Raw genomic sequence first — 25,434 nt, 5'->3', positions numbered from 1 at the left:
TCAAATAGTGGCATTCGTAATCTCCCGCACTTGCTTGACGCGTCATGCGGGTGGCGCCGGGGATATGTGGCGGTGGCGCCCTGGAGCGAAAAGCATCGGCGCTTCGGGCAGACAGGGATGGCTATACGTAAGCAGCAATCCGCTGGTCGCGTTTGATCTTCTTGGCACACACCAGAAAAGCCCGGACGGTCTCCTGTTGGCGGTCCCCGGACAGGGCGCGTGGGATGCCTCGGTCAATGCGTGGGAGGACGAGCGCTATGGCTGGTCCGTCGCCTATGCCGGCGCCATGGTTGGCGAGCAGGTGCTTTGGGTCGTAACCCTCGGTCAATCTCAGGCGTGGCGCACAGGCGCGATGTGCGCGACGAATGTCGCCACTAAATCCGCCGCACCGGCGCTTGAAGCTGGTGAAGACATTGTTGCGCAAATGGCGCAGAAGCACGCCTCAAGCGGATACGAAGGACTTTCCGCGTTCATGTCCGAAGCAGAAAAAAGGGCATTTTTGGCGAATCCAGCAGCGGGATCGCGATTCCTCGGGCAAGCGGTGCACAACGCCACGGACCTTGGATTACGGGAACAATACCCAGGGCGTTTCATCTACAGCCGAATCGGACCCGACTTCCTGGACACGACAACTGGTAACCTAATTGAGCTAACCACCACTGCTGCTAAAGCTGCGCACGCAAGTAAAGTGGGTTACGAAAACGTACTATGGGCGCTCTACAACTTCTAATGGCAAAAAAAATTCCACCTAAAGATCTGGCGCGATTGCTGCGAGAGAGAAAGGTTGTTGACCGCCAGATCGTGAGCGGCGAAACCTTTCGCGGTCAGAAATGGCCAGATTTCGTAGCCATTGGCGCAACCTTCAAAAGCTGCGATTTTTCCAAAACTCGAATTGATGCCGCCGGCTTTGGAGCCGGCGGCATCCAGTCGCGCTACTTGGATTGCTGCTTCGATGATGCGGAGATCTACGCTAACGCCCCAGGGAACGCGCGGTTCGAGCGATGCACGTTTCGCAATGTAAAGATTCATGTCTTCAGGGGCCTTGATGCGGAGTTCATTGACTGCCTCTTTACTGGCGTCATCAAGAAGGCATTTTTCAATGGAAGGCCTCTTCGGGATCGCCCCATATCAATCGACCGGGATCGAAACGAGTTTCGAGGTAATGACTTCTCCGGAGCAAAGCTACTGGACGTCGGATTTCGCACCGGGATCGATCTTAGGCTGCAACAACTCCCAAAAGGGGACGACTACATCTATGTAGAAGAAGGGAAGAAGTTTGTACAAAGCCTTCCCTCCCTTGAACTCACGGAGAAGTATGGCAACCAATTCGGCGCTATCGAAAAAATCCTGCTAGACGAGGTAGCTGGGGGGCAGCAACAGATATTCCTGAGCATTAAAGGCTTCCCAGCGCGGGATCGCGGCCTTCTCACCGAGTTAAAGCACATCGCCGAAGGCACTCTACTCGCTTAAGCTAGCCGTAAATACTAGCCACTTGGAGTTACCCGGATTTAGTGGACATGAGTCCGGCGAGTTCGATGGGTTGCCTCGAACTCGTCTGGACTGACGCCACCAAGATGACTGTGACGGCGTGTCGGATTGTAAAATTCGTCGATGTAACTCGATATGTCCTGAATAGCAGTTTCTCGGTTGACATAGATTCGCTTCTTGATCCGTTCCTTCTTCAGGCTACCGAAGAAGGATTCAACCACTGCATTGTCCCAACAGTTTCCTCGCCGACTCATACTTGGATCGAGCCGGTTGGCTTTGCAGAAGCGCCACCAAGCATCGCTCCCATATTGGGTTCCTTGATCCGAAAGGATGCACGAATAAGCCTAAGCAGCCTCGCGTCCTCCTGAGCTCGATCGGATATCGGATGGTCAAGCCAAGCGTAGTATCCAGCCCGAGCAACCCCCCCACGCATTAACCCTCGCCCGGCATCCGTCGGAAACCGAGGAACGATTGATGGCGCGCCTGCTCGCGTTCACGCTGTATGCCGACGAACGGCTGGAGTTCGGCAAGGGGCTCAGCGACACCGACGAACCGGCCCTGTGGCGCAAGGCCTATACCGACGAGATCGAGCTGTGGATCGACGTCGGCCTGCCTGATGAAACACGCTTGCGCAAAGCCTGCAACCAGTCGCGGCACGTCGTGGTGCTGGCCTATGGCGGCCATGCCGTCGACGTCTGGTGGAGCAAGATCGCCAGCACGCTCACCCGCCACGACAATCTCAGCGTGCTTGCCATCGACCACGCCGACATGCAGCAACTGGCTGCCCTGTGCGAGCGCAGCATGCGCCTGCAATGCCTGATCCAGGACGGCGAACTGCAGCTCATCGCCGGCGACCTCACGCTGCCGATCCGTCCGGCTATCCGCAAGGGTGAGTACGCTGTCGCTTGAGAAAGCGCCCCTGCCCCGTTTTGAATCGTCCGCCGTGGGTCGGAAGCGGACCTTGCTGAAAGCGTACAGGACCAAGAGCCATCAGACCTGGTCGTCCTCAAAGAATTGGTGGATAGCCCCCGCAAGGCTCACCAACTGGCCGAACTCACCACTGATGCAAGCCGATACACGCGCTTCCTCGTCACTGCCAGGAAGTCCGCTTAGCGTAACCGTGACAAGTTAGCTCTTCTATTGGACGCGGCTATCAGCCACAACATCACCACGGGTGTCCTGATCTCGTTTGTTCCACAGTGAAGCGTCGAGCGGATCGCGTCAGGTTCCGCGAATCATCATGTCCCCCGGAACATTACGCTTGTCGGATACCCCGCACCTAACAGCCGCATCGACCGCCTCGTTCTGAGTGAAAAAACGATCTCCTGTAGCACCAAAGCGCCCCTTGACGGCTAAGCCATCCTGCAACAGGCGCCAACGGCCTCGCCACAAGCCAAATGCGTTTGGCCCATCTGCCCAGGCATCTATAGAGATGATCGACATGGGGGGGACTTAGAGAGATGTTGTAGTGACGCTAGTCCTATGGAGCGGTGAGCACAAGCAAGTATTTGGTCCACCACGTTACCCTTACCTAACAACTACACGCGCATGCTGCATGGGCGCCAAGAACGACAGCCTCCTCCTTGGCAGGCGCCTCAGCCACGCGGTCCTCTTCCTAACGCCATCTGAGTACCTCTCCGATTCTTATCGGAGTTGCGGTTTCGGCCGCTCAAGATCCGCCTCGCGGATCACTACTCAAGGTAAACGCATGTCCAACCACGACTCCCAACCCGCCGACATCTCCGGCAAGAGCATCGTCGAGACCGCAGCCGCCAACGGCTCCTTTCACACCCTTGGCAAAGCTCTCGAAGCAGCCGAACTCACCCAGACGCTGAAGGACTCCGGCCCCTACACCATCTTTGCACCGACGGATGCGGCGTTCGAAAAACTTCCGAAAGGAACGCTGGAAAATTGGCTCAAGCCGGAGAACAAGGCGGAGTTGATCTCCGTACTGAAGTATCACGTGATGCCGGGCCGGGCATCATTCGTCGAGGTCGAGAAACTGACCGCGCCAAAAATGATGCAAGGCCAAACGGCGTCTATCACGAAGGAGGGCGGCAAACTGCGCATCGGCGGCGCAGCCATCCAAGCACGTGACATTACCTCGAGCAACGGCATCATCCATGCCATCGACGCTGTCAACGTGCCAACCAAGCAGTAAAAATCAGGGATCTGTGGTGGGATTAACCTCACCACGGGTCTCACAGAAGCCCACTGCTGGCCGCCTGACTTCAACCACCATGGCGCCCCACAGCAACCCATCATTTGAGGCGTTAACTATGGCTGGCCACTTTTCCCTTAGCGCCCATCGTCCCCTGCCTCTACTGACCAAGCTATCCATGCGCATAGGCGATTTGGTCAGCCGCCTTACTCAAGGAAGCAGTGATGCACGTCAGCCGTCCTTCTCCCTCATGAAGCTTGCTTCCGCCTCAGGCGTTCGCGACCGCGACGAAATAAGGGGCTCCTACCGTGGCTTGGTATACATCGCCATTTACAGGTGGGAAAGGGGCGTCGTCAGCTGGTCAGCGAGCCTCGAAGACGACGATGGAGAGGTAATTTTTGTTGCGAGCCACTTCATTTATGGCTCGGCAAGGATCAGCTGCGAAAGCGCGCTACGGCAACGCATTTTTTTAAGTATTGACGACTATCATCGAATCCACGAGACCTCCGATCTTCGCTAACGCCGAAGGAAGGAAGATCTTCTATCGCTCCGGCTAAGGGACACCGCCATGTTGAGATCAAGGCAGGATTTACGCAGCATGCTATGCCGCATCGAAGTAGTGATTGAACTGCTGCGATCCAAGAATCCAGGCGAGCAAGAATTCTTCCGATCGGCGGATGAGGTCTTTCAGGATGTGCTAACGCAATGCGACCGCGAAGACGACGATTGGCTGCTCAATTTAGTTGACCAGGTATGTACGCGCCAATGCGTTCCGGCGTCATCGCCGATTACTCACCTAAGCGGTGTTGCTTTGCGCTGATTGGAGACGGGGCTGAGATAGTGAGAAAGGGGCGGCCAACCAAACTAAGCAATAACCAAGCAGGAAAGCCTTCCCTCGGATATGTACCGCGGCCGGAGACTTCCGAACCTAACCACTGCCGCTACTCTCTAAGAGCCCTCGTACACACTCGGAATGCCCGGCGCGTGCCGCCCTTCCACGCAGTACGGCTCACGACGCCCTTTCCGGGCCTGCATGATATGTCCGCTATGGGTCGGAAGCGGAACCTTTCCAAAATATAGCGGCAAGTGTCCACTGCGGTCTTGATCATCAACGGCGGGAGGGCGCTGACCTGGCGCAAGCGCCGGCACGCCCCCTGCGCCGCGCAGTTACCCCCGCCGCACCCGCGCGCCCTTTAGAGGTCAATTTCGACGAACCTGTCCACAGCGCCTCAGGCTAGGCCCTACGCCTATGGCTGCCGTCGCCTGTGGATGCCCCGGCGACGCAAAACGACGCACGCGTGCCATCACCTTAGCATCTGGCGCTCGCTACGCCGCAACACCACTGTTGCCGGGTTTGAGATGAGGGTCGAGCACAATTGACCACGATTTCGATCATCAGCAGGCGTACCCCATAGCGGCGAGGCCCAATTGACGTTATACGTCCCCCTGCCAGAAGGTCGGCAAGCGAAGGTAGGAGATAGAACTGCAATATCCGGCGCATGGGACGGGGAGCTTGGAAGCGCAGGTTGCTACGCTTGGCCCAGCCATACACTCCCGAGAGATACCACGTTACATCGGCAGGGCTTCGGCGAGATCCGCAGTTGGCGGGTCTATGTGGCCCTGAAGCTAAACCTGCCGCGTCGAGGCAAGCGGCGCCTACCTGACCGCCGCAGCGAACCGCTGGAGATGCCCATGCAAGCCAATCACACGTGGTCCGCGGATGTCATGAGCAACGCGCTGTGGTCGGACCATCGCCTCTGTAACCGTCTAAGAAAGCAGGGCCTACCACTGATTGAGGTTTTCAAACAACAAAGTCAATAAGTGGTGTGTCATATCCGGTCATGAGCGGGTGGCAAGGGTCGCCACCTCTGGTAATGCCAAGGCATTTCACGGGTTTTCCGCTGGCCAGTAACAACCCAGACAACCACGCTACGCGCGGCCGGAGGCGCTCCGGTAGCTTCGATCGAGTTCCCCAGCATGCGACGAGCACATCGGCACAGCGAATGATGTTGTCCAGTTCGACCGCATTGCGCGGCCCAACCGGATCAGCACACCTGCCAAGAACCGACACGTTGGTAGTACGAAACGCGAAGATATTGCCGACGACGCACTGCGATCCGCCCCAGCGCCTCGTAAATCCAATCTTCTTCCGCGTTTCGGCATCGCCAACCGCCGCATCGGCGATAGATGGATGGACCCCGAAGAACGCGAAGATCAGGCCGCTCGGCGCCACCTCTCGAGTGAGGCAGTAGCGGTATCGGCCGCAATCGGAAAGCAGGATGCTATCCATGTTCAGCATATGGAGCCGGGTTACGGCGTCGCCTGCTCATTTGTCACATGATCGTTTTCGGGGACGCGAGGCAGAAGTCATCGGCATGATCCGCCGGCCTTTATTCCTCACCAATGAATTCCCTGCCGGCCGTCCATGCCGCCGCCTTAGACAGAAAGCGGCGCGCATGCTCGCCGATCTCCTTAGTGAAGCGGCCTCCCCCTAGTGACATTCGCGCACCGAATCGATATGCAGTCATTCTCGAATTAGCGGGATGTTTGATCTCTGTAAGAGACAACTCCCAGTCTCCGATCATCTCACGGCGAACGACGCTGTTCACGATGCTGCTCTCATAAGCCTGGATTGTGACCCGCGCTACGGCCTATGAATGAGACTTTCCATGAAAGTTTCGCTTCCCACAGCATCGACGATAGCTCCTCGACCTTCTTGTTGTCCGGGCCAAAGAGGCGCGCTAAAAGACCGCCGGGTAAGGAACGCTCTGGCGCGTACATATCTGGTCGATCACATTGAAGAGCCAATCATCGTCTTCGTTCGCGCATTGCCTTCGAACGCCGTGAAATGCGCCGTCCGTCCACCGAAAGAAATCCGGTTCGCTGGGGTTGCTGGAATGCAGCTGCACTATCCCTGCCTCTATGCGGCTTAGCATGCTTCGTAGCTCTTGCCTCGATTTCAACATGGCGTCGTCTCCCGGTTAGCGCAAAGGGCGAATCTTGAGCGGCCCACCTCGGAACTCCGATATGAATCAGGAAGTGCTCGGGTGGCGCCAGGAACAGAGCCGCGTGACTGAGGCGCTTGCCAAGACTGGAATGTCTTCACGCCCCAACGCAGCATGCGCCTATAGTTGTTAGGCGGCGGTAACGCGGACGAGCCACGCGAGCATGATTTCCGATGCGATCGGTTCGAATGTCTGGCGTAGCCTCAGGCGCGATGGCTTTACGACATGTTACGGTAGCGTAACGCAGGCAAGCGCACGCTTGGGGAACAGGCCTGTAATTCTGCTCTCTGGAAGGCATCCGGTTGATGCATATGGACGACGCATCGCCGGTCTCGCCTTGCCGTGCTCGACATCTAGGCACCCTAGCTATCGAGAGATCATGGAATGCATAGCTTCCACTCGCTAAAGAGGTTGCCATGACCAACATATCCGGTACAACCACGAACGGCTTTACGTACGAGGGCGAGTATGAACTCACTCGCATGGATCGTGTCAGGTGGAGCGCAACCTACCGGCGTGACGGAATCTTCTTTGGGATGCGTCATGGCGGCATTAATGAACTTTCAGGCGTATCGCCGAGAGAGGTTCAACAGGCCGTCATGGACGATATCGAGTTTGTGTGGACTCGATCGGTCTAAGGGCACGGTCTTTTGGCTGCAACGCTCATATATACCTTGGCTTGGCAATCGATCTGGGGATCAATCGCCTCTCGTTGACGCGTAAAGTACGACGATCGCTCTACCGCCCCCCATCTGAGAACGCTCCATTGGCAAAGACCAACTACTCTTTCGAAAAACGCCAGCGGGAAATGGCAAAGAAGAAGAAGCAAGACGACAAGCAGGCCAAGAAGGTGGCATCGCGCGACGGCGCCAGGACGGAGCCCGTGGCTGGAACAACAAACGCCAAGAGCATCTGATCCTGCCGCCCTTCCAGGAATGCGCTGAGCGCAGCAAGTGCGCTTAAAGCAAAAAGCCCGGCACAAGGCCGGGCTCTTTTCGTTCGAGCAAGGATCCTTAGATCGCCTGCACCTGTTCTGCCTGCAACCCTCGCTGGCCATTCGTCACCGTGAAGGACACCTTTTGACCCTCGGCCAGGCTCTTGAAGCCCGAGGACTGGATCGAGCGGAAGTGGACGAACACGTCGTCACCACCTGCATCTCGGCTGATGAAGCCAAAGCCCTTGGCGTCGTTGAACCACTTAACTGAACCGGTTTCGGTCTGGGACATGTTTATTTCTCCTTGGAACAAGTAAGGCCGCATAGCGGCGGAAAAGCTGGTCGCAAGGAGGATGGGGAATAACGGTGTAGTGAAAAGCTATCTACAGCATCAGGCCACAATTCATGGTGACCCTCGAAACTCAGCCGCATCACGGTACAGGGCAATTCGTCAAAGGGCAAACGGCGCGACAAGCCCGTTCAGACTGGGCGGCTTCTATCGCACTCACCACGGTGCTAGATCTCGAAAGAGTTGGGTCGCCCCCATCAGTCGAGCGAACGTGAGCCCACCGTGTTGATTGCTGGGCTTGAAAAGGCTTCATTTAGGCGCCTCACGGTCCTTTGTCTTGGAATAAATGCTGTCGGGCGAACGCACTCGCGTACTCCACGAGTGCGCGTGCATTGATGTCATGACCGGTATCGCGACACCACAGGGCAAACGCTGCTGATTGTACGTCGACCTTGAGAGTTGGCACGCCCGCGCACTGTTGCTGGTGCAGAACTTTATTAGCGGCAAGTTCCCACTGGTCGTACGTCGTATGCCAGCTGCGCTGAGGCAGTAGCGATCGGAACGCCTCGTAGTCATCGCGGGAGAACCAGGGAACCCCGACTGTCGCGCGCCTCGGCGTTTCGTTCATGTAGTACTCCCATAGCGAGCGCCACGCGGGAGGCGCTCACGCAACATGAAGCCTGAAAGAACTCAGACACCCGCTGCGTTGAAGTCGGACGCTACACGCCTGCATGTGAGCTTCGTGTCCGCGAGCACCTAGAATAGATGGCATTCGCACTTGCGCCTTCTGCACCATAGGACTGGCGTCAACGTGGCATGCCACAAGGAATCCCCATGCCGATCATCTCGATAGATGCGTGGGCAGATGGCCCTAATGCCTTCGGACTGTCGCGTGGACATTGGCAGTTGTTGCGCAATGGCTTAGCCATCAAAGGGCGTTTCGGAGTCACTGGGGAGCGCTTTCTTACCCAGCGCGACGCCGTAGATGCCGCTATCAGACGTGGCGTTTCGGATCAGCGAAATATCCCTCTAGGTGAGCAGGATCATCGGCGTTGAACTGAATAGATTCTGCTCGACGGTTCCGCATCCATCGCAGCAACACGCACGTCACCCGAGAGCAACCTTCGCTATGCCACCGTGGCTAAGCGGCATCCGCCGCCTCGGAGTACGACATGACCAACTCGAACAGTCCCAACACTCCTGATTCTCCTCAAAAGGCACCGCCCGTATCACCGGCGAATGACCCGCCGGAAAAACGGGCTGACGAGCGACCCAAGGAGGGAAAGGAGGGACAAGATGCCAAGGAAAGCAAGTCCGATGAAGGCAAACAGCAAGGCAAGTAACCCCTGCTGCGCCGCTCAAGCGGAGCCGCTCCATGCGGCTCCGCTTTACCCCGTAGCTCACGTTTCCGCTTGACCAAAGCTTCATGCCGCCGGCCTATCCTGTGGATGACGCTTAGGCCGCCAGCGTTTGCTGGCAGCCAAGGCATGAAGGATGGAGGCCATACGAACGGCAACTCCCTGATCGATTGGCGTGAACAAGTCGCCTCGTCGGTCCTACACGCAGCAGCAACCGGTCAGCCGATAAGCTATGCTGCATAGGAAGCGCTATTCCGCCTGTCAGAGATACTCGCGTCGCTACGCGCGCGTGAAAGCCCATCTCCCTCTGAGAAGCAGACTTCGTCTGATGCATCCGAGTAGCCATCCTGGCTCGGCGATCTGTCTCCCGGCACGCTACCCGTTGCTGGCACTCCCTTCACTCAGAGAACCTCATGGCGCACCCCTCGAAGCCCTTCACGGCGGCAGAGATTCATGCCGTCTACGCCACTGTGCCCGCAAAAAAAGACAGTTCAGGCGAGAACGATACGTCGAAGTACACCCGGTCCCAGCACTTCAAGCGTGATCCGAATCACCCGGGAAGGGCGCCAAACAAGCTGGATCTCGCCCCTGGATCTCGCCGAAAATAGACGCCTGGTCTGCACACTCAAGCCGCCCGTGTCAATGCCTCGCCCGGTTTAACGTTCCTCACAGGCTCCAGGGACTACACCGTATGGAGCCATGAAGCACCTTGGCTACCTGTCATGCGCATGACCTGCGACTGGGGTCACTGACTCGTCTTCGCTCCAGTCGAAGGAGATTGTCATCGTGTCTGACGAAATCAGAGGTTCCTATCGGGACTTGATCTACATCGTCGCCTACCAACGGGAAGGCGGCAATGTGAGCTGGTCGGCGAGCCTGGAAGATGATGAGGGGGCGGTGATTTTCATCACCAGCTACTTCATTTGCAGCCTTGGGAAGATTCATTGTGAAAAGCTGATCAGGCAGCGGGTCTTCGCAAGCATCGACGAATACCATCGGCGCCATGAAACGCCGACGCTTCACTAAGCCCAGGTACGTAGTGCCGCTCTCGCTCTCCGCCAAAGACCTCGTATCCCGACTCGAACAGCACGCTTTCCGACATGGCATCAGAAGAACGCCACGTTGCATTACTCGTCATGTGACGCAGTCTATTGCCGCCTCACAGCGGTCATTCGGCCGAATGACATCGTCCCCGCACTTCAACACCCATCCCAATCCGATCAGCGTCGCGTTCGGGCGGCACCATCTTTACATTCTTACCGCGCCCCATATCAAGTCGCATCCGATCGACCGATTTGGCGTGAGCCCGATCGCTGACGGCAAAGCAAAGCTGGTGCATGCCGATGGCTCTGCCGCCCAGGTCGGCGTCCTCGATGGGCAGCTGATCATGAGCGAGAAGGGCAATCCCATCGAGACGGTCAACCTGACCGATGGGGAGTCGTAGCGGGAGCCACACAATGGGTCGCTCATATCCCGCCAACGTGAACGCACCTTTCGGACTGGCGACGCGAGGCAAGGATGCGTATGTCACCATCGCACATGCCAACGAAATCAGCCTGGTGCGCGACGACTCAGTGTGTACCGTCACCGGCTCCGGGACGCAGATGGCGCCTTGCTGGGTCGCCCTCGATAGGTCGTTCCTGTTCTCTGCCAATTCACCCAGTCACTCGGTGTTTCGCTACACCGTTCATGGCTAAGCGATCACACAGGACGCGGCAGTCGTCGCATTGTTCAATGGTAGTCCGACAGATATTACCTATCGCGATAACCTTGCCGCAGTGATCGACGCCAATGGCTCGGCGTCCCATGTCTCGATCTTCCACATGAATGGAGACGGCAATTTCGACCTCAAGAGCAGTGCCACCATCGACAGCGCTGCGACCAATCGCGTTGCGATCGTGCGCAGTGACGACCTGGACGACTGATCGCGGCAGTCCCGTGCCGGGGATCCTTAGCCTTTCCCGGCATGGATTCAAAGTTGGGTAGCGATGGATTGGCACTCCCATCCTCGCCATACCTCCCCCGAAACTAGTCAGACCTACCTAGCGCTCGTAGAAGGTTAGTCCATAGCCTTTCTGCCGATAGAGTCCCAGCCATCATGGTTATTGTCGGCGACAAGGGAAGGTTGACTATTACTTTGCACGAATCTCATTAAGCACGATCAAGGTTCACCAATCTATCGCATCGGTGCGTCGCCGAATTCCGAAAGAAAATAAGAATGGCCATAATGAGACCCTTATGCGCAAGCATCGAAAGGACGCGAGACGCCGTGCGCTTACGGACGCCAGCACACACTTTCCCGCTCCCTATCTGTATGCTCTGCCGGCCACACATAAGACTGCTTACGTATTAGTGAGTAGGCTCTTGCATGAAGGGCGAAGAATCGCCAGCCTCAAAGGCTAACCATGACGGTATCCGGCAATTGATAGGATTGCCTTATCAATCGCCTGGAGCAGCTCTGCCCGGCTATAAGGTTTGACCAAGCGCACCACGTTCCCCGGCAACCCCAGCGGCGTCTCCGTATAACCTGACGCGAGGATCGCCGGCAATTGTGGCCATTGCGTACGCAACTCCGCGAGGAGCTCATGTCCCTGCATAGAAGGCATCACCTGATCAGTGATCAATAGGTCAGCCTCGACACCGTCAAACAGGGCTTGCAACGCTTCATTCGCTGATGACTTTTCATAGATCAAATGCCCCATGTCCTCCAGCACCGCCGCGGTGGTAGCCAGGATCAGCGGATCGTCGTCCACCAGCATCACGCGCAACTGGCCGTTGCGCGAAGGCTCGTCCATCGGCGACGGTGCCGTATCCCCTTGTGCTGCCGAAGGTGCCACCGGCAGCCAAACCTCGACCCGGGCGCCCTTGCCCGCTTCGCTGCGCAGCACCAGCCGCCCGCCGGATTGCTCAGCCAGGCCATGCACCATCGATAGACCCAGGCCGGTGCCCTTGCCTACGCCCTTGGTGGTGAAGAACGGCTCGGTGGCGCGTTCCAGCGTGGCCGCATCCATGCCCTGCCCTTCGTCGGTCACCGACAGGCAGACATAGCGGCCGGGCGCCAGGCCCACCGCATGGCCTTCGTCCACCTGCACCGACTGCGCGCCCAGCGTGACGCGGCCGCCTTCCGGCATCGCATCGCGCGCATTCATCACCAGGTTGAGAATGGCCAGCTCCAGCTGGTTGGCATCGACCAGCACGCGATCCAGCGAGATCGGAAACGCCAGGTCGACGCCGATGTGCGGCCCCAGCGAGCGTTCCATCAGTCCGACCAGGTTGCGCGCCAGCGGACGCAGATCCAGCGCGGCCGGCTTCAGCTCCTGCCGCCGCGCAAACGCCAGCATGCGCTTGGTCAGCGTGGCGCCGCGCTCGGCGCCGGACAGCGCATTGTTGAGCAAGGCCACGCTGGAAGGATCGTGCTGCAGGCGTCGGATCAGCAGCTCCAGATTGCCGATGATGGCCATCAGCAAATTGTTGAAATCGTGTGCGATGCCGCCGGTGAGCTGGCCCACGGCTTCCATCTTCTGCGCGTGGAACAGCGCCTCGCGCGTGTTCGCCAGCTCCTGCTCGGCCTCGCGCCGGGCGGTGATGTCGCGGGTGATCTTGGCGTAGCCCACGTGCCGTCCGTGGTCGTCCAGGATGCGGTCGATCACGATATGCGCCCAGAAGCGGCTGCCGTCCTTGCGCACGCGCCAGCCTTCGTTCTCGAAGCGTCCCAGGCGCGCGGCGGTGGCCAGCCCCTTGGCGGGCAATCCGCTCTCGCGGTCCTCGTCGGTATAGAACGTGGAGAAATGCTTGCCGATGATTTCGCGCGGCGCATAGCCCTTGATGCGCTGGGCGCCGGCATTCCAACTCGATACCTTGCCCTCCGGATCCAGCAGATAGATCGCGTAATCGGTGACACCCTGCACCAGGGTGCGGAACTGTTCCTCACTGCGGCGCAGATCTTCCGCCGCCTGCCTGGTCACGGTCAGATCGCGCGCCAGCGTGGCGTAGCCGGCGTGCTCGCCGTCATCGCCGCAGGCCGGATCCACCGTTACCTGCGCCCAGAAGCGGCTGCCGTCCTTGCGCAGCTGCCAGCATTCCAGGTCGTGGCGTCCTTGTTCCCGCGCCTTGGCGAGAATCTCCGCGGGCAAGCCCAGCGCGCGGTCTTCGGGCACGAAGAAGGTTTCGAACGGCGCGTCGAGGATTTCCTGTGCACCGTAGCCTTCACAACGTTCCGCTCCTTTGCTCCAGCTGCGTACCGCGCCGGCGGCATCTAGCATGTAGATGGCGTAGTCGTTGACGGAGTTCATGCTAACAATCGGAAGATAAGTGAGGTGGAATCACTGCGTTCTTCGAGGGCTTTTCGAATGAATGCAATAGATTCTTAAGAATCGTGATCGTAGCTGCCGTCATGTGTCTGCGGCGTACACATGTGAACTGGACTCAAGCCCATTATGCAGGCCACTTCATGGGCGAACGCCTATGTGCTCCAGTTCGCTACTCAGCCATCGACGACAGAAGGATATTGACTTACCGCGAGCGCCGGCACGCCCCTAAGGCCGCGCAGTTACCCCCGCCGCACCTGCGCAGCCTTTAGGAGTCGATTTCGACGAAGCCATTCACAGACCTCCAGGGCCCGTCTGATGCGGTCTGTCAGGCATGGAAAGCGTGACGGCAGCGACGCGTTTTGACTCATGCAACAGTCCCAACAGCCCCCTCAGTGGTCGTTCCTGACGGTGAGTGCGAATGTCAACGAAAGCGCTCTGCTCCGATGAGCCATGGGGGCCTTGCCGATCGCTACGCCCCCCGCTTAAGCACGGCGTTCTAGGTCCCAGCCAGTACCTCTCTTTTACGCCCTTCATTGAACTGCTCTAAGCACGCCATGACATCCGTCTGAGCTATTCGCCGGCCATAAATTTACTCTGATTGCGTGGATAGATGACGCCCCTACTTCAACGTGGCCGTGCCGAACAAGTTTCCATGGGTGCCGGACAAAGCGTTCCGACTCACTTGATCTTGATAACGACTTTGCCCTTTGCGTGCCCTGCTTCGACGTAAGCCAAGGCCTCGTTCGCCGATTCGAATGGGAAGACTCGGTCCATGACGGGGCGGATGGCCCCAGCCTCGACAAGCCGGGCAATCTCTCGCAACTGAGGCCCGTTGGCCCGCATGAAGAGGAACGAGTACCCCAGATGGCGGCGGACTGCCCTCTTCCTGACGCCTGCACTCAACAGTCGAGCGATGAGCCCGACGAACCATGGCGCACCGATGCCTTTTGCAAATGCGGGATCGGGAGGACCGGAGATCGAGATAAGATTTCCGCCGGGCTTCAGCACACGCAAGGACTTTTCCAGCGCTTCCGCGTTCTGGCTATGCAGGACCAGGTCGTAGTCCTGCAACACTTTCTCAAAATCGTCCTTCCGGTAGTCGATGACGACATCCGCCCCGAGGCTCTTCACCAGCTCCGCATTCGCGCTGCTCGTGGTGGTCGCCACGGTGGCTCCCATATGCTTGGCCAACTGAATAGCGAAACTGCCTACACCACCAGACCCGGCTTGGATAAATACCTTCTGCCCCTTCTGCAGGCGAACTCTTTCAACCAGGGCTTGCCAGGCCGTCAGGCCGACCAGTGGGATCGACGCCGCCTCTTCCATGGTGAGATTCCCTGGCTTGGGCGCGACATCACTTTCGTTCACGGCGATGAATTCTGCAAACGTACCGATGCGGTGATCAGGCACTCGTGCATAAACTTCGTCGCCTACGTTGAATTGCCGAACGCGCGATCCCACTTGAACCACGATGCCGGCCACGTCATGGCCCAATACTAGCGGCATGCGATAGGGCAGGATGAGCTTGAACTCGCCGCTCTTGATCTTGAAATCCAGTAGGTTCACACCCGCAGCGTGGACTTCGATCAACACATCGTCATCCCCGAGCAAAGGCTTCGGCATGTCGCCGAGCCGCATCGTCTCGGTTTTTCCGTATCGGTCTACGATGAACGCCTTCATGGCGTACTCCTTGCCCGCACAGCATCGAGCTGAAGATCTTTTCGAATTCCGGCGTCCATCAAGCTGGCGGGTGCGTATTTGCGAAGGAGCTGCAGGCTGCGCGCTCGGCCGCCGGCGGTGTACCGTAGCTTCGGATTGGACGCCAGAGCAGCTTTCAACACAGTATCGGCAACAACATCGGGTTTATCTCCCGCCTCGACGAGTTCTTTCGTTCTTCCGGCCAGGGCAGTGCGAATCTCACGGTACTCGTCAAGCTTGGCATCTGGCTCCAGAAAGTTGGCCTCGAATTGCGTCTTCGTGTACGCAGGCTCGATGACGGAAACCCGGATGCCTCGCGTTCGCAGTTCGTGGTCGAGTGATTCCGAGTAGCCTTCGACCGCGTGCTTGGTGGCCGCGTAGAGCGCCCCGTACGGCATCGGAAGGAAACCAAGTACGGAGCCGATATTGATGATGCGACCGCCCCCTTGGCGTCGCATATGAGGCACGACGGCGCGAGTCATGCGGATCAGCCCGAAGAAGTTGGTATCAAAGATCGCCCGCGCCTGCTCGATCGAACTTTCCTCCGCTCCGGCCGGCGCGACGCTGAAGCCGGCGTTGTTGACGAGTAGATCGATGCGGCTTTCCCGGAGGATCACTTCTCTGACCGCGGCTTCCGCCGACTCGTCCCGCGTCACGTCCAGCGGCAGCATCGCAAAGGGCAGCTGACCGACCTGCGCTGCACGTCTGCTGGTGCCGTAGACCGTATAGCCGGCGGAGGCTAAGCGCTCCGCCGTCGCCTTGCCGATGCCCGAGGAGGCACCCGTGACCAGCGCGATAGATTTCTTAGGTTTCATGGGAATGCCTTTTGACGTGTAGCCGTGAACTCGGTCAGGTGAAGTGGTGCGTTATCAGGTCGACGCGGTATCGCCTTTCACCCCCCCCGATTATGATGATCATCATATTTGTGCTCGAAAAAACTCAGCCGCGGCGCCGCTCAGGCTGCGGCCGGGACGAGGTGATTCAACGCAGCCTTCAATAACGCATCGGAGAGCGCTGAATCATCCACAGCACGAGCCATGACCAGCGCGCCAACCATCGTGGCCGCGGTGACCAGGGCATGCTCATGCGCGCCCAGCTGCCCCCAATCGGGCGATTGACGAGCAATCACATCGATCATTTCCTTGATTCGGCGCGTTGCGGCTCGACGCACCTCCTGCGCCTGGCGCGGCATCTCCGAACCGAGCGCCGCGACGGGACAGCCCAGCTCTGGACTTTTAACGTGCTCTTTTGACAGGTAAGCGCTCAGCAATCGCTGCAATGCCTGCTCCGGCGGCGCCGAGGCGGCGATGTGCGCAGAGGCGGCGACCGCCTCGGCGCCTGCGCGATCCGCCGCCTCAGCCAGCATCGCCTCACGTGAAGCGAAATGGGCGTAGAACCCACCATGCGTTAGGCCAGCTTCCTTCATGATGTCGGCGACGCTGGTGCCGTCATACCCACTGCGGCGGATGGCGCGCGCGGCGGTTTCGACGATGCGCTCGTGCGTAGCTTCCTTGGATCGGGTAGTTATTCGCTTCATATGATGAACATCATATTCGTTCTTGGCCGGAATGCAAGCGATACCTGAACGCTGCTTCAAATTTGGATATGCAGCCCCCCGCTGTTCTGAGAACCTCCATTCAGAACGGCCTCTCCTTGCTCGAGATCGAGACGAGCGTAATGCTGCTTGTCGTCGTCACCATGACCGCGCTCGTGTATGTCACCCCCTCCTGGTGACCTTCGCCGAAACGCTCGTACCCCTCCCCCCCCTTTGCTGGAGCACGCATGATCGGTATTCCCTCAACCGGCGGCCTGACTCAGGCCGTCCTTACCGCGGTCTGCTTCGAAGGCCTTTCTGCTGAAACTTTGGAGGGACACAAAGCGGCGCTCGCTATTATCGACGAAAACGGAAAGGTCATCGAAAAAGGCCCCGCCGTTGCGCGGGAGGCCTGGAATGTCACGCTTGCCTGCTACAAGAATTTCCTGGTGGGACAAGGACACCTTCGGGTGTTCTCTGGTCCACCAAGCGCTGCAAACTGAGACACTACAAAGCGGCCTGATGGCCGCTTTTTTTCGCGCTTGCGAAAGGTTTATATAGACTTGACTTTGGGCACGCAGAGAAAAAGTAACTCGCCCCGCGGCAGCGGGGCGAAACCCTCGCCAAAGGCGAGACAACCAACCGCAATGCGACAACCAGGCGAAACAGTTACTGGATTCCGGCCTACGCCGGAATGACGATCAAAAGGTGGCGCGCCGCCCATCCAATGAACGCCCCACCTCCGCCAACGCAAACACCCTCCCCACCCGCGCCCAAGCCATCGCCATCACCGCCACCTGCATCAGCAAAAACCCCAGCAAAACGCCAACCCCCACCGCAGTGACATGCACCCGCGCCACCCCCAACGCAAACGCAACCCCAAACCCCACCACCGTCACCACCACATAAACCAGCAAACTGCTGAAAGGCCTGCGCACCAGTTGCACAAACCCGCGCCACAACGCCTTGGTCGCCGAGCGCAAGCCAACGTCGGCGATAAACGCCGCGCGCCCCGAATCAGCGATCACCTGCGCCAGCACCACAAACAACACCGCCAGCGCCAGCAGCCAATGCGTCGACGCCTGCGCCTGCGACTCCAGTACCGCCACCTCGGTCTTGTCGTCCAGCAGATCCATGCTCCACTTCACCGCCCACAGCGCCGCGGCATACGGCAGCGCCGTCCACAGCATCAGCCGGAACATGCGGCCGTACTCCACCACCCCGCTCTGCAGCAGATGGCCGAAACCCAGCGGCCGCCCGGCGCGGCCGGCGCCCACCGCCATGCCATTGAGCAGTGGCGCCAGCAGCACGGTCAGCACCGCACCGGCGATAAAACCGCCCTGCACGCCACTGCCGTTGTTCATCACGCTGCGCACGGTGTCGCCGAACATCAGCGCATCGAAGTGCTGCGCCCAGGCCTCGGCATGCACGGAGTGATCCAGCAGTTGGCTGAGCGTGCGCAGCAGCGGCAGCGCTGCCACCACGGTGGGCAGCAACAGCAGCAGCGTCCATAGCAGCAACAGCCGCCACTGCAGCGCGGCCACGGGAGCGCCGAACAAGGCGCCCAGGGAAACCCGACGGGAGTTCTTGAAGGCCATCACAGCGTCACCAGGAAGGAGTAGAAAGCCTGCAGCAGCGCTGCCATATCGGACGTCCAGCGGCGCGAGGCCGCGGCGTTCGCCTTGGTGGTGCGGCTGTCGTTCAATTTGTCGGCGTCGAGCAGGATCTTGTGCTCCGGATCGAGCTCGGCCGAGACCAGCTTCGACGGCTTGTCGAACACGAAGCGCGCCCAGCGGCGGTTGTCGTTCCAGCGCACGTCCTCGTGGCTGCCGTCGGCAAACGTCACCCGCAGCAGCTGCGGCACCGGTGCGCCCTCGCGCACCACCGTCACCGTGCCGCGCCAGGGGAACGGCCCCTCCCACGACTTGGCGTTCTTATGCGCCTTCTCCCAGCCCTCGCGCTGCTTGTCGAGCTGCTTTTCCAGGTCGTCCGCGACGACTTCGTCGCGCTTGCCGTCCTTGTCGAACACGCCGGCCTGCGGCAGCACTTCGTCGTTGTCGATCGAGGCGATGCGGTCGTCGATGAACGAGGTGCCGTAGACGTACTGGTCGAAGATCTCGTTGACGTTCTTCGCGTCGCCGGACACATCGATCAGCACGGCACGCAGATCCGCCACCGACGGATGGCGGAAGTGCCAGCGCCGGTAATACTCGCGGAAGGCCTTCTCCATCACCGGCTTGCCCAGGCGCTCTTCCAGGTCGTGCATGGCCGTGGCGGTGCGCGAATAGACCGTGCCGTAGCTGCTGCTGGAGAAGCGGTTCCACGCGTTCTCCGACAGCGGGTCGTACGGCGACTTCAGCCCGGCACCGAGGCGCTCCTGCACGAACACGTCCATCGACGGATGGATGCCGATGCGCGCGGCGAACGAGCTGGGCACCAGGATCGGCTGGTTGCGCTCGCGCAGCATGCGCTCGTCCCAATACTCGTTGAGGCCTTCGTCGAGCATCGGCTCCTCGAATTCGTTCGAGGCGAGCAGGCCGTAGAAATAGCCGTGGCCGAATTCGTGGATGGTGACGAAGTCGATTTCCCACTGGTCCGAGGTCTGCGCGTCGATCTTGGAATAACCTTCCGCGGTGAAGAAGGTCGGGTATTCCATGCCACCCGCTTCGGCGCCGTTGTACGGCGGCACCACCGCGGTGACGGTGCGGTACGGATACGCGCCGAGCGTGCGCGAGAAGAACTCCAGCGAATCGGTGGTCGCCTTCAGCACCGGCTGCGCGCTGGCCTTGTATTCCGGCGGATAGATCACGCGCACGGCAACCTTGGGCACGCCCGGCCCGGTGAAGCTGCCGTCCAGCGTCTGATAGCCTTTGGCGGCGACCCAGGCGAAGTCGTGCACGTCGCCCTGCACGAAGTGATAGGTGCTCTTGCCATTGGCCTGGGTCGGCGCACCCTGCTGTTCGCCAACCGCGCCGACGGTGTAGTCGGAGGGCACGGTGAGGCGCACGTCGTAGCTGCCGAAGTCGGCGTAGAACTCGCTGTTGAAATGGAATTCGTGGGCGTTCCAGCGCACTTCCCCGGCGCCGCGCTCGCCCGGCAGTTCCAGCACCGCGATCTTCGGGAACCACTGCGCAACCAGATTGAAATCGCCCCACCAGCCGGTGCGCTCGACCACGCGCGGCAACTGGCTGAGGAAGTCGATATCCAGGGTCAGCGTTTCGCCCGCGCCGACCGGCTGGGCCAGGTCCACGCGCACCACGGTCTGATCGGTCTTCGGGCCGCCGTCCGGCTGCACGAAGCTCCACTTCAGCGCCGCGCTGCCCTGCTGCACGCGCTTGAGATCGATATAGCCCCACTGCCCTTTCTTGAGCGTCGCCGCGCCGCGCGAGCGTCCGTGCGCGGTAAGCACGTGGCGTTCGGTGAAGAAGGTGCTGCCTTCGTTCTTGAAGGCGTTGAGGTACAGATGCAGGTAGACGCTGCGCACCGGACGGTCGCTGCGGTTGCGCCAGGTCATCTGCTCGCTGCCGGTGACGGCGTGCTTGGCGGCATCGAGCTCCGCGTCGATGCGGTAGCCGACCACGCGGTCGGACAGCGTCGGCTCATTCCCGCTGCGTTCGCCGCCCCATGCATTCGGCGCGCTGGCCTGGCGCGCACCGGCGGCGTTGGCGCCGGCGAGCGGAATCTCGGCTGGCGCGGCGGGTGCCGGCGCCGCTGCCGGCTGCGCTGGCGGGCTGCTGCTCGCCGGTGCCGGTGCGTCCTGTGCGAGCACTGCCCATGCGGCGGCCAGCGCCAGCAGCAGTCCTATGGTCCTGCCCCCTCGTCCCACCATCTTTGTCTCTCCCCAGGTGATACGGCAGGTTGCGCCATGGGCACGGGTCGAGGCATAGGCCAAAGGTCACGCTTAAGACACGCAGGTTGGGGTGAGCCACAGGCGAACCCCAACAGGCCCGCCCTTGGCGCATCGCATGGTTGGGGTTCGCCTGCGGCTCACCCCAACCTGCGCCTTCAGTAGACGTCTCTTCGGTAGCGTCCATCCATGCGCATCTGCTCGAGCCGCTCGTCGCCCAAGACCTCGCGCAGGGCTTCGTCCACGGCCGGCGCCATGCCGGCGAGGCTGCCGCATACGCGGATCGCTGCGCCTTGTTCGACCCAGCTCCGCAATAGCGCGGCGGACTCGCGCACGCGCTGCTGCACATAGGCCGGCGCCGCAGGTTCGCGCGACCAGGCCAGGTCCAGCCGTTCCAGCCAGCCTTCGCGCTGCCAGCGTTCGAGTTCGTCGCGGTGAAAGAAATCGCGATCGGGCTGGCGCTCGCCGAACAGCAGCCAGTGGCGGCGCGCGCCAGCGGCGATGCGCGCCTTCAGCAGTGCGCGCAGGCCGGCCAGGCCGGTGCCGTTGCCGATCAGGATGAGCGGCAACTCCGCGGCCGGTGGGCGGAACGAGGGGTTGGCGCGGATGCGCAGTGCGATGGGCGAAGCCAACTGCGCATGTTGCGTCAGCCAACCGGAGCCCAGGCCCGCGCGCCCGTCGCCGTGTTGCATCCGGCGCACCAGCAGGTGCAGCGCACCGTCGGCGGGAATCGAGGCGATGGAGTATTCGCGATGCGGCAATGCCTGCAGTTGCGCGGCGAGGCTTGCCGCGTCGAGGCCGGCGACGTCCGCGGGTTCGGGGAGATGGCTGCGCGCGAGGCGGTCCAGCAAGGTTTCGTTGCCGGCCACGGTCGTGCCATCGAATCCGGTGGCGGCCAGCCATCGACACACCGTATCCGCGGCATGGCGCGGTTCGATCTCCGCGATGTCGCCGGCTTCCCATGCCAGCGCGCCATCTTCCGGCCGCAAGGCGAGATGGAAGCAAGGGCCACCCAGGCTGCCCGGATTGAGCAACCGGCGCTCGGCCAGCCGCCAGCTTCCATACGGCGCCCGTTGCCAATCGGGCATCTCGGTGGCGCCGCTGAGCATGGCCAGATGGTGTTGCCAATGGCGCAGCGCGCCGGCGTCGCCGTTGTCCACTTCCACCGGATCGAACAGCGGCTGCGCGCCGGATTGCGCCAGCCAATGGCGCAGGCGGTGGCCGAAGCCGCAGAAGTCGGCGTAGTCGCTGTCGCCCAGGGCGAGCAGGCCGTAGCGCAGGCCGGCAAGATTGCCGATATGGGAGAGGCAGCCTCGTTCGAAGGCGGCTGCTTCGTCCGGTGCGTCGCCCTCGCCCGTGGTGCTGACGATGAACAACACGCGGCCGGCGCTGCGCAATGCTGCTTCGTCGAGCGTGCCCAGTGGCACCAGACGCACCGGCATGCCGGCAGTGCGCAAGCTTTCCGCGGTCTGGCTCGCCAGCTGCGCGGCGAAGCCGGTCTGGCTGGCGCAGGCGATCAAAAGCGCGTCGGCGCTTGCCGCATCGTTGGCATCCGGCTTGCGGCGATGCCAATGCAGCGCAGCGATCAAAGCCAGCCATGCGAGCACGCTCGCCGATGCTTCCAGCCAGCGCAGCGCTCCGGGATCACGCCACTGCAACGCGCCGGCATGCAACGAAAACAACCACGCCGCCAGCGCGAGCAGCGGCAGCAACACCAGCGCATAGCCAAGCGCCTCGCCCCGGCTGGCAGCGACCGGCTTCGTCACGCGCGCAGTGCCGCTTCGAAGGCCGGCGACATGCGCGTCTGCCAGCCGCGTTCGCCATGCAGCACGAACAGCACGGCCAGCTCGCGCTCGCGTGCGAATGCCAGGCCATCGTCCGGCCCCAGCAAGGTCATGGCGGTGCCGAGCGGATCGGCATCGATGGCGCATGCGGCGAGAATGCTCACCGACGCCACCGCGCTCGCCACCGGATAGCCGGTGCGCGGATCGATATGATGCGAGCGCAGCGCGCCGCCCTGCATGTAGCTGCGCCGATAGTTGCCGGATGTGGCGATGGCGCATCCACGCAAGGCAATCACGTGATCGTAGGCGCCGGAACCATCCGGACGCTCGATGCCGACACGCCAAGGCGATCCGTCAGGCTTTGTGCCGCGCGCCTTCATCTCGCCACCGACTTCCACCAGCCACGCCTGTGCGCCGGCCTGGTCGAGCCAGTCGCCGATGCGATCCACGCCATGGCCCTTGGCGATCGACGAGAGATCGATATAGACGCCGCCGGGCTGGAAGATCTGCCGCGCCGCTTCGTCGAGTTGCGGTTTCCACCAGCCGATGCGTTCGCGCGCGGCGGTGATGGCTGCGTCGGATGGCGTCTGCCCGGGCTGCGCGTCCGGACCGAAGCCCCAGAGATTGACCAGCGGTCCAACGGTCGGGTCGTAGGCGCCCCCCGTCGCCTGCGCCAGCCGCAAGGCATGCGCGATCACCGCAAAGCACTCCTCCGGCAAGGTCTGCCAGGTGCCGGCTGGCGCCGCGTTGTAGCGCGACAGCGCGGAGTCCGGCTTGTAGGTGCTCATCTGCGCATCGACGCCATCGAGGCAGCGCTGCACGCCGTCCTGCCACTCGCGCATGGGCAGACCGGCCGGCGCGACGACGCGCGCCGACCAGGTGGTGCCCATGGTGTGGCCGTGCAGCTCGTGCACGGCGTGCGCCGCTGCCGTCATCGCGCGGTTTACTGCGGCAGCACTTCCAGCGTCGCCGTATACGACAGGCGGCGCTGCTTGGCCTGCTTCACGCTGGTCTTGTCGTCCTGCGTGCTGGCGTTGATCCAGTACATGCCGGCCTTGGGCCAGGTCAGGGTGAACTTGCCGTCCTTGCCGGTGGTGGCGTCGAACTCGTCCTGCGCGTTGCGGTAGCGCGTGGCACCCGCGATGGCGGTGACCTTCACGTCGCCGGCCGGCTTGCCGTCCAGCAGCAGCTGGAAAGTGGCGCCTTCGCCCGCGACGAGGTCAGTGACGTGGGTGACCGGCACCAGCTCCAGGCCCTTGCCGCCGGGCTTGAGGGCGGCGTCGCTGGGCTTGCCGTTGGTGACGAAGGTTTCCACGCGGTTAACCGACTCGTTCACTTCCACGTTCTTCGCACCGGCGGGAAGCTCCTTCGCCAGGTTCGCCGCGTCGCCGCGCCAGCGCTTCTTCTCGCCGCCCAGCTCGTAGCTGGCGAACACGCCGGCATTCACCAGGGCCAGCTTGTAGGTGCCCTGCTGGGTCAGATGCACATCGAACACGCTGCGGTACTTGCCGGTGACGCTGTTCTCGGCCTTGGCCATCTGGCCGTCCGGCGCGGTGATGACCAGGCGCGACAGGTCGCCCGGCACGTGGTCGGGAAAGAACAGGTCGTTGGATACGGCGGCATCCACCGTCACCCACGGATCGGCGCCGGAGACATTGGTGGCCGAGGGCAGCATCCACATCTTGTGCGCCTGCGCAGCGAACGGCAGACAGAGAGCCAGGGCGAGCGCGGACAGGGAGAACGAACGAAGCGACATGAGTGACTCCTTGCAATGAAGAGGGAAACGCCGCGCTCAGGGCGCCAGATCGAGCTTGACCGCGCCCAGTTCGGCGCTGCCCCTGGCATCGAGGTGCTGCGGCGCGGCGGCCGGCCAGGTGAACGGCACGCGCACCACTTCGCGGCCACCGACTTCGCGCGCCGCTTCCACCACCAGCTCGTACTTGCCGGGCGCCAGCTCGCCCAGCGGCGCCTTGCCCTGCTTGAACTTCAGCTGCTGCGCGCCGGCCGGACGCGTGGCGCCGGAGACGCCGTCCACCGGCATCTGCAGCTCGCGGCCGCCGCGGCGCCACCACTGGCGCAGTTCTGGCAGCCACTTGGTGCCGGCGCCTTCCTTGCTTTCCTTCTGCGCGTACCACACGGCCAGCTGCGCGGCGACGCTGTGGTCCTCGCGCTCGATCCACACCGCGGTGTAAGGGCGGTGGTACTCGGCGACGTCCAGTTGCGGGATCTGCACGGTGACGTCGAGATCGGCCGCCGCCGCCGGCGCGGCGAGCAGCAGGACGGGCATGGTGTAGAGCAGGCGGCGCATCGGGCGCTCCTTCGGTGTCAGTGAATAAAGATGAGGGCCAGCACCAGCGGCAGCACCAGCCCGAACGCGATCAGCGGCCAGGTGGCGCCGCGCTGGGCGGCATGCATTTTCAGCAGGAGCAGGCCGGTGACGGAGAACACCACGCAGGCCAGCGCGAACAGGTCGATAAACCAGCCCCACACCGGGCCGGCGTTGCGGCCCTTGTGCAGGTCGTTGAGATAGGAGATCCAGCCGCGCGTGGTGCGCTCGTATTCCAGCTTGCCGCTGGCGCGGTCGATGCTGAGCCAGGCGTCGCCGCCGGGGCGCGGCATGGACAGGTAGATCTCGTCGGCGGACCAGTCGGCGGGGCGGCCGGCGACGTCGACATCCACCGCGCCACGGACCCAATCGGCCACGACGACGGGCAGCACGGCGCCCTTGCGTTCGTCCTCGCCGGCCAGCGCGCGCAGCAGCGGCGCGGGCAGTTGCGCCGCGCGATGTTCGGTGCGCGGCTTCGCCTCGATGCGGGCGGCGTGATTGAGGGTGATGCCGGTGACGGCGAACAGCAGCATGCCGACCAGGCACATGGCGGAACTGATCCAGTGCCAGCGATGCAGTTGCTTGAGCCAGAACGAACGTCCCGCCCGATCCTGTGAGACCCGGCTCCGCCCGTCGTGTGCCCCTGTTGCCGCCTGCCTGCCCATGCGTGTGCCCGTAAAGAAGTGCGGGTATCGCTGGC

General features: G+C 61.5%; 26 protein-coding genes and 1 pseudogene. 12 read left to right on the top strand and 15 right to left on the bottom strand.

Annotation, left to right across the window (positions count from 1 at the left end):
- Positions 1-64 precede the first annotated feature (64 nt).
- On the top strand, positions 65-730 hold the full coding sequence (locus ISN75_RS05510; RefSeq protein WP_343820754.1) for a hypothetical protein: 666 nt from the start codon (positions 65-67) through the stop codon (positions 728-730).
- On the top strand, positions 709-1,470 hold the full coding sequence (locus ISN75_RS05505; protein ID WP_343820756.1) for a hypothetical protein: 762 nt from the start codon (positions 709-711) through the stop codon (positions 1,468-1,470). The genes ISN75_RS05510 and ISN75_RS05505 overlap by 22 nt, the downstream gene beginning before the upstream one ends.
- Positions 1,471-1,508: 38 nt before the next feature.
- Here ISN75_RS05505 and ISN75_RS05500 read toward each other — a convergent pair.
- Positions 1,509-1,814: pseudogene (locus ISN75_RS05500) on the bottom strand (integrase core domain-containing protein); the annotation flags it as partial.
- A 52-nt stretch (positions 1,815-1,866) separates the two neighbouring features.
- On the opposite strand from ISN75_RS05500, the gene ISN75_RS05495 reads away from it, so the two are divergent.
- Positions 1,867-2,397: a YaeQ family protein gene (locus ISN75_RS05495; RefSeq protein ID WP_423385165.1), complete on the top strand. Its 531-nt coding sequence runs from the start codon at positions 1,867-1,869 to the stop codon at positions 2,395-2,397.
- Between the two features lie 799 nt (positions 2,398-3,196).
- Positions 3,197-3,649: a fasciclin domain-containing protein gene (locus ISN75_RS05490; RefSeq protein WP_343820758.1), complete on the top strand. Its 453-nt coding sequence runs from the start codon at positions 3,197-3,199 to the stop codon at positions 3,647-3,649.
- A 1,801-nt stretch (positions 3,650-5,450) separates the two neighbouring features.
- Here the strand turns inward: ISN75_RS05490 and ISN75_RS05485 are convergent.
- On the bottom strand, positions 5,451-5,939 hold the full coding sequence (locus ISN75_RS05485) for a DUF1643 domain-containing protein (RefSeq protein WP_343820760.1): 489 nt from the start codon (positions 5,937-5,939) through the stop codon (positions 5,451-5,453).
- A 1,131-nt stretch (positions 5,940-7,070) separates the two neighbouring features.
- On the opposite strand from ISN75_RS05485, the gene ISN75_RS05480 reads away from it, so the two are divergent.
- On the top strand, positions 7,071-7,292 hold the full coding sequence (locus ISN75_RS05480) for a TonB-dependent receptor (protein ID WP_214572983.1): 222 nt from the start codon (positions 7,071-7,073) through the stop codon (positions 7,290-7,292).
- A gap of 41 nt (positions 7,293-7,333) precedes the next feature.
- On the top strand, positions 7,334-7,570 hold the full coding sequence (locus tag ISN75_RS05475) for a hypothetical protein (protein ID WP_423385133.1): 237 nt from the start codon (positions 7,334-7,336) through the stop codon (positions 7,568-7,570).
- Positions 7,571-7,667: 97 nt separating this feature from the next.
- Here the strand turns inward: ISN75_RS05475 and ISN75_RS05470 are convergent, their stop codons facing one another.
- Both ISN75_RS05470 and ISN75_RS05465 read right to left on the bottom strand, forming a co-directional pair.
- Positions 7,668-7,880, bottom strand: a complete 213-nt coding sequence (locus ISN75_RS05470; RefSeq protein WP_343820765.1) for a cold-shock protein — start codon at positions 7,878-7,880, stop codon at positions 7,668-7,670.
- A gap of 319 nt (positions 7,881-8,199) precedes the next feature.
- Positions 8,200-8,505: a hypothetical protein gene (locus ISN75_RS05465; protein ID WP_343820767.1), complete on the bottom strand. Its 306-nt coding sequence runs from the start codon at positions 8,503-8,505 to the stop codon at positions 8,200-8,202.
- A 206-nt stretch (positions 8,506-8,711) separates the two neighbouring features.
- Between ISN75_RS05465 and ISN75_RS05460 the strand changes: the two genes are divergently transcribed.
- The 5 genes from ISN75_RS05460 (at position 8,712) to ISN75_RS05440 (ending at position 11,160) form a co-directional block, all read left to right on the top strand.
- A complete protein-coding gene (locus ISN75_RS05460) occupies positions 8,712-8,933 on the top strand; it encodes a hypothetical protein (RefSeq protein ID WP_343820768.1) in 222 nt (73 codons plus the stop codon).
- 116 nt (positions 8,934-9,049) lie between these two features.
- Positions 9,050-9,220: a hypothetical protein gene (locus tag ISN75_RS05455; RefSeq protein WP_343820770.1), complete on the top strand. Its 171-nt coding sequence runs from the start codon at positions 9,050-9,052 to the stop codon at positions 9,218-9,220.
- An 801-nt stretch (positions 9,221-10,021) separates the two neighbouring features.
- Positions 10,022-10,261, top strand: a complete 240-nt coding sequence (locus tag ISN75_RS05450) for a hypothetical protein (protein ID WP_214572977.1) — start codon at positions 10,022-10,024, stop codon at positions 10,259-10,261.
- A gap of 13 nt (positions 10,262-10,274) precedes the next feature.
- Positions 10,275-10,679 (top strand): hypothetical protein, encoded by a 405-nt coding sequence (locus ISN75_RS05445; RefSeq protein WP_423385132.1) that lies wholly within the window; start codon positions 10,275-10,277, stop codon positions 10,677-10,679.
- Between the two features lie 334 nt (positions 10,680-11,013).
- Positions 11,014-11,160, top strand: a complete 147-nt coding sequence (locus tag ISN75_RS05440; protein WP_343820774.1) for a hypothetical protein — start codon at positions 11,014-11,016, stop codon at positions 11,158-11,160.
- A 474-nt stretch (positions 11,161-11,634) separates the two neighbouring features.
- Here ISN75_RS05440 and ISN75_RS05435 read toward each other — a convergent pair whose 3' ends face one another.
- From ISN75_RS05435 to ISN75_RS05420, 4 genes are all read right to left on the bottom strand, one after another.
- On the bottom strand, positions 11,635-13,527 hold the full coding sequence (locus ISN75_RS05435; protein ID WP_343820775.1) for a PAS domain S-box protein: 1,893 nt from the start codon (positions 13,525-13,527) through the stop codon (positions 11,635-11,637).
- Between the two features lie 696 nt (positions 13,528-14,223).
- Positions 14,224-15,225, bottom strand: a complete 1,002-nt coding sequence (locus ISN75_RS05430) for an NADP-dependent oxidoreductase (protein ID WP_343820776.1) — start codon at positions 15,223-15,225, stop codon at positions 14,224-14,226.
- Positions 15,222-16,058, bottom strand: a complete 837-nt coding sequence (locus tag ISN75_RS05425) for an oxidoreductase (protein WP_343820778.1) — start codon at positions 16,056-16,058, stop codon at positions 15,222-15,224. Before ISN75_RS05425 ends, ISN75_RS05430 begins: the two co-directional genes overlap by 4 nt.
- A gap of 140 nt (positions 16,059-16,198) precedes the next feature.
- Positions 16,199-16,840, bottom strand: coding sequence for a TetR/AcrR family transcriptional regulator (locus tag ISN75_RS05420; RefSeq protein WP_343820780.1), 642 nt, complete (start codon positions 16,838-16,840; stop codon positions 16,199-16,201).
- 185 nt (positions 16,841-17,025) lie between these two features.
- Between ISN75_RS05420 and ISN75_RS05415 the strand changes: the two genes are divergently transcribed.
- The gene (locus ISN75_RS05415; RefSeq protein ID WP_343820781.1) at positions 17,026-17,280 is read left to right on the top strand and encodes a hypothetical protein; all 255 of its coding nucleotides are present in this window, start codon (positions 17,026-17,028) and stop codon (positions 17,278-17,280) included.
- A gap of 198 nt (positions 17,281-17,478) precedes the next feature.
- Here ISN75_RS05415 and ISN75_RS05410 read toward each other — a convergent pair whose 3' ends face one another.
- The 7 genes from ISN75_RS05410 to ISN75_RS05380 form a co-directional block, all read right to left on the bottom strand.
- The gene (locus ISN75_RS05410; protein ID WP_343820782.1) at positions 17,479-18,375 is read right to left on the bottom strand and encodes a hypothetical protein; all 897 of its coding nucleotides are present in this window, start codon (positions 18,373-18,375) and stop codon (positions 17,479-17,481) included.
- Entirely contained in the window at positions 18,375-20,606 is a 2,232-nt protein-coding gene (locus tag ISN75_RS05405; protein ID WP_343820784.1) for a M1 family metallopeptidase, read from the bottom strand. Before ISN75_RS05405 ends, ISN75_RS05410 begins: the two co-directional genes overlap by 1 nt.
- 176 nt (positions 20,607-20,782) lie before the next feature.
- On the bottom strand, positions 20,783-22,390 hold the full coding sequence (locus ISN75_RS05400; RefSeq protein WP_168649098.1) for a flavodoxin domain-containing protein: 1,608 nt from the start codon (positions 22,388-22,390) through the stop codon (positions 20,783-20,785).
- Positions 22,387-23,343: an FAD:protein FMN transferase gene (locus ISN75_RS05395; protein WP_168649097.1), complete on the bottom strand. Its 957-nt coding sequence runs from the start codon at positions 23,341-23,343 to the stop codon at positions 22,387-22,389. Before ISN75_RS05395 ends, ISN75_RS05400 begins: the two co-directional genes overlap by 4 nt.
- An 8-nt stretch (positions 23,344-23,351) precedes the next feature.
- On the bottom strand, positions 23,352-24,164 hold the full coding sequence (locus tag ISN75_RS05390) for a DUF4198 domain-containing protein (protein ID WP_168649096.1): 813 nt from the start codon (positions 24,162-24,164) through the stop codon (positions 23,352-23,354).
- 36 nt (positions 24,165-24,200) lie between these two features.
- On the bottom strand, positions 24,201-24,716 hold the full coding sequence (locus ISN75_RS05385) for a DUF2271 domain-containing protein (RefSeq protein WP_168649095.1): 516 nt from the start codon (positions 24,714-24,716) through the stop codon (positions 24,201-24,203).
- A gap of 17 nt (positions 24,717-24,733) precedes the next feature.
- Complete coding sequence (locus ISN75_RS05380) at positions 24,734-25,399, bottom strand: PepSY-associated TM helix domain-containing protein (RefSeq protein WP_167252140.1); 666 nt, start codon at positions 25,397-25,399, stop codon at positions 24,734-24,736.
- Between the last annotated feature and the right edge of the window lie 35 nt (positions 25,400-25,434).

Source organism: Dyella marensis (assembly GCF_049532885.1).
GTDB lineage: Bacteria > Pseudomonadota > Gammaproteobacteria > Xanthomonadales > Rhodanobacteraceae > Dyella_D > Dyella_D marensis.
This window is presented reverse-complemented; position numbering and strand designations above follow the sequence as displayed.